This is a genomic window from Variovorax sp. P1_H2, from assembly GCF_056405295.1.
The window spans coordinates 1-2,037 of the sequence record NZ_JBFUCJ010000260.1; the positions used below are offsets into that span (position 1 = coordinate 1).

Annotated in this window: 3 protein-coding genes; all 3 read left to right on the forward strand. The window is 61.6% G+C overall.

Going from position 1 to position 2,037, the window contains the following annotated elements; all coding sequences use genetic code 11:
- The first annotated feature begins 308 nt into the window (after window positions 1-308).
- On the forward strand, window positions 309-929 hold the full coding sequence (locus AC1D2E_RS35620; protein WP_478201761.1) for a tyrosine-type recombinase/integrase: 621 nt from the start codon (window positions 309-311) through the stop codon (window positions 927-929).
- A gap of 136 nt (window positions 930-1,065) precedes the next feature.
- Window positions 1,066-1,287 carry a hypothetical protein gene (locus AC1D2E_RS35625; RefSeq protein ID WP_478201762.1) on the forward strand — a complete coding sequence of 74 codons (222 nt, stop codon included), beginning with the start codon at window positions 1,066-1,068 and terminating at the stop codon, window positions 1,285-1,287.
- 17 nt (window positions 1,288-1,304) lie between these two features.
- A complete protein-coding gene (locus AC1D2E_RS35630) occupies window positions 1,305-1,844 on the forward strand; it encodes a hypothetical protein (protein WP_478201763.1) in 540 nt (179 codons plus the stop codon).
- The last annotated feature ends 193 nt before the right edge of the window (window positions 1,845-2,037 follow it).

The following is a 2,037-nucleotide window of genomic DNA, read 5'->3' on the forward strand; positions in this document are numbered from 1 at the left end:
CGGCCCAAGGCAACGCAAAATCAGGAGGTTGAGCATGAGTACATCGCTCAACCGGGGCGCCTCCGGCGGCCTGGCAGGGGCCAGAAGACATCAGAGAAATCAGTCGAGCGCAAATTCACCAACCGCCTCGAACACAAAAATCCTGACAGCTCCGAAAGTCCGTACAACGCCGATGCGTGCTCCCGCGAACGACTGCTTTCGCGAAAGCGCAATGTCCGTTTAGGGCCCCGACCCGCGCTGAAGGCGCCCGCCATCGGTCGCGGCCGGCATGGGCGCAGACTGACGCTCCATTCCTACAGGAGCTCATCATGGAAGCAACATCGACGTGTCGCCGCGAGCCGTGGAACAAGGGCAAGCTTGTTGGGCAGAAGACCCCCTTCAGACTGAGAGATATTTGGGCTATCCGGGTGCGCTTGCAGCTCCAAGGTCGTGTGCGGGACCTTGCCCTCTTCGACCTCGGCATCGACAGCAAGCTCCGGGCGTGCGACCTGGTGCAGCTTCGCGTCCGGGATGTCTTCAATGGCGAGCGCGCGGCTGCACGCGCCAAGGTGATGCAGCAGAAGACTGGCCAACCCGTGCAGTTCGAGATGACGGGCCCAACGCGTCTTGCCATCGAGGCGTGGATTGCCAAGGCGCAGCTGAAACCCGGAGATTTCTTGTTTCCGAGCCGGGTCCAACAGTCGCCGCACATTGGAACGCGGCAGTACGCTCGCATCGTGGACGGGTGGGTCGAGGAAATCGGCTTGGATAGCGCGACCTACGGCACCCACTCCATGCGCAGGACGAAGCCGTCGTTGATTTACCGGCGCACCAAGAACTTGCGCGCCGTGCAACTGCTGCTCGGCCACAGCAAGCTGGAGAGCACGGTGCGCTACCTTGGCATCGAGGTGGAAGATGCGTTGGAGTTGGCGAAGCAGACCGACGCATGAGGCGGTCGGCCGCTCGGACGAGCTGGACCGGGCGGCCCTCCGGCAGAATGCGGCCACAACCGGACTTTCCGCCCCGCCTTCCAAATCTATGGGACTACGCCAGCATTTTCGATTTTCCAGCCCCTCTCAAGAGGCGGTGCTTGAGGTGCTCCGGGGATTCTCGGAAGTCGCCAAGCTCGATGAGCGCGGCAGCTTTGTTGTCTTCAGCCAGCGCGATGGCGGCGAGTTTTCGTTCGATTGCGAGTTGGTGGAAGATGGCATCGTTTCCGAGCGGGCAGGCAGGTACTTCACGTTTTTCGGGATGTTCCTCGAAGCCCTCACAGGTGCATTCGGACCGGTCACCGTTGAGGACGTCTGACGGCCAGAAGCCGACCTTTGCGCGAAGCCTTCAGCACTCAATGTCAAATCATCGCGTTAGAACAAAAAATGCATGACGTAAAAGCCCTTGTCGCCTCAGCATCCATACTCGCTGTGGTCACCTCTCGCTTCAGCTCGGTAACTCTATGCCCATTGGTTCAAGGTTTCGTACTGCTGCCGCTGACCGACTCTGTGGTGCGCGAAATCGCCGCCGCCCGCACGTCTACCGAGCCAGAACACCCCAAAGTAGATGACATGGCGCCTGGTGTTGCGGAGCTCGCAAAGGAACTGTCGCTGGCAGGCCCCGTCGCCTACATCTCAACTGAGTTTTTCGGCGGCGCTGGGGGACAAGAGGCGGTGGTTTGGGATGGTGCCCGTGTCGCCCTCCTGCTGAGCGATGGCACTGACGGCGGCATTGCGTGGCCGAACAGCCCGGTCAGCCGAGCCCTCCGCACCATAGGTGTCAGCGCCGAGGAGGGCAAAGACGAATTCGACACAGTAGGCTTAGGTACGCACCGCAGCACCAACGGGTGGGCCGCCGCGCAAGCGGCAGAGTAACAGCCGGGAAACGGAGAGCATTTATCTGACGCCGTGCCGACGCTGATCGAGCGCGCTGGTGTTGCGGCGGCAGATAAACGTCGATGGACTGAACCGCCGCTCGGCGATGGCGAGCGGGGCTGTTGGGGAATGTAAGGTTCAGACGCGGTGACGGTAGTACGTGCGGGGTGTGGAGGCGTGAGCGTGGGTGCTC

Excerpts from the sequence above, each read along its gene's own strand:
- AC1D2E_RS35620 (WP_478201761.1), top strand. The coding sequence starts at position 309 with ATGGAAGCAACATCGACGTGTCGCCGCGAGCCGTGGAACAAGGGCAAG.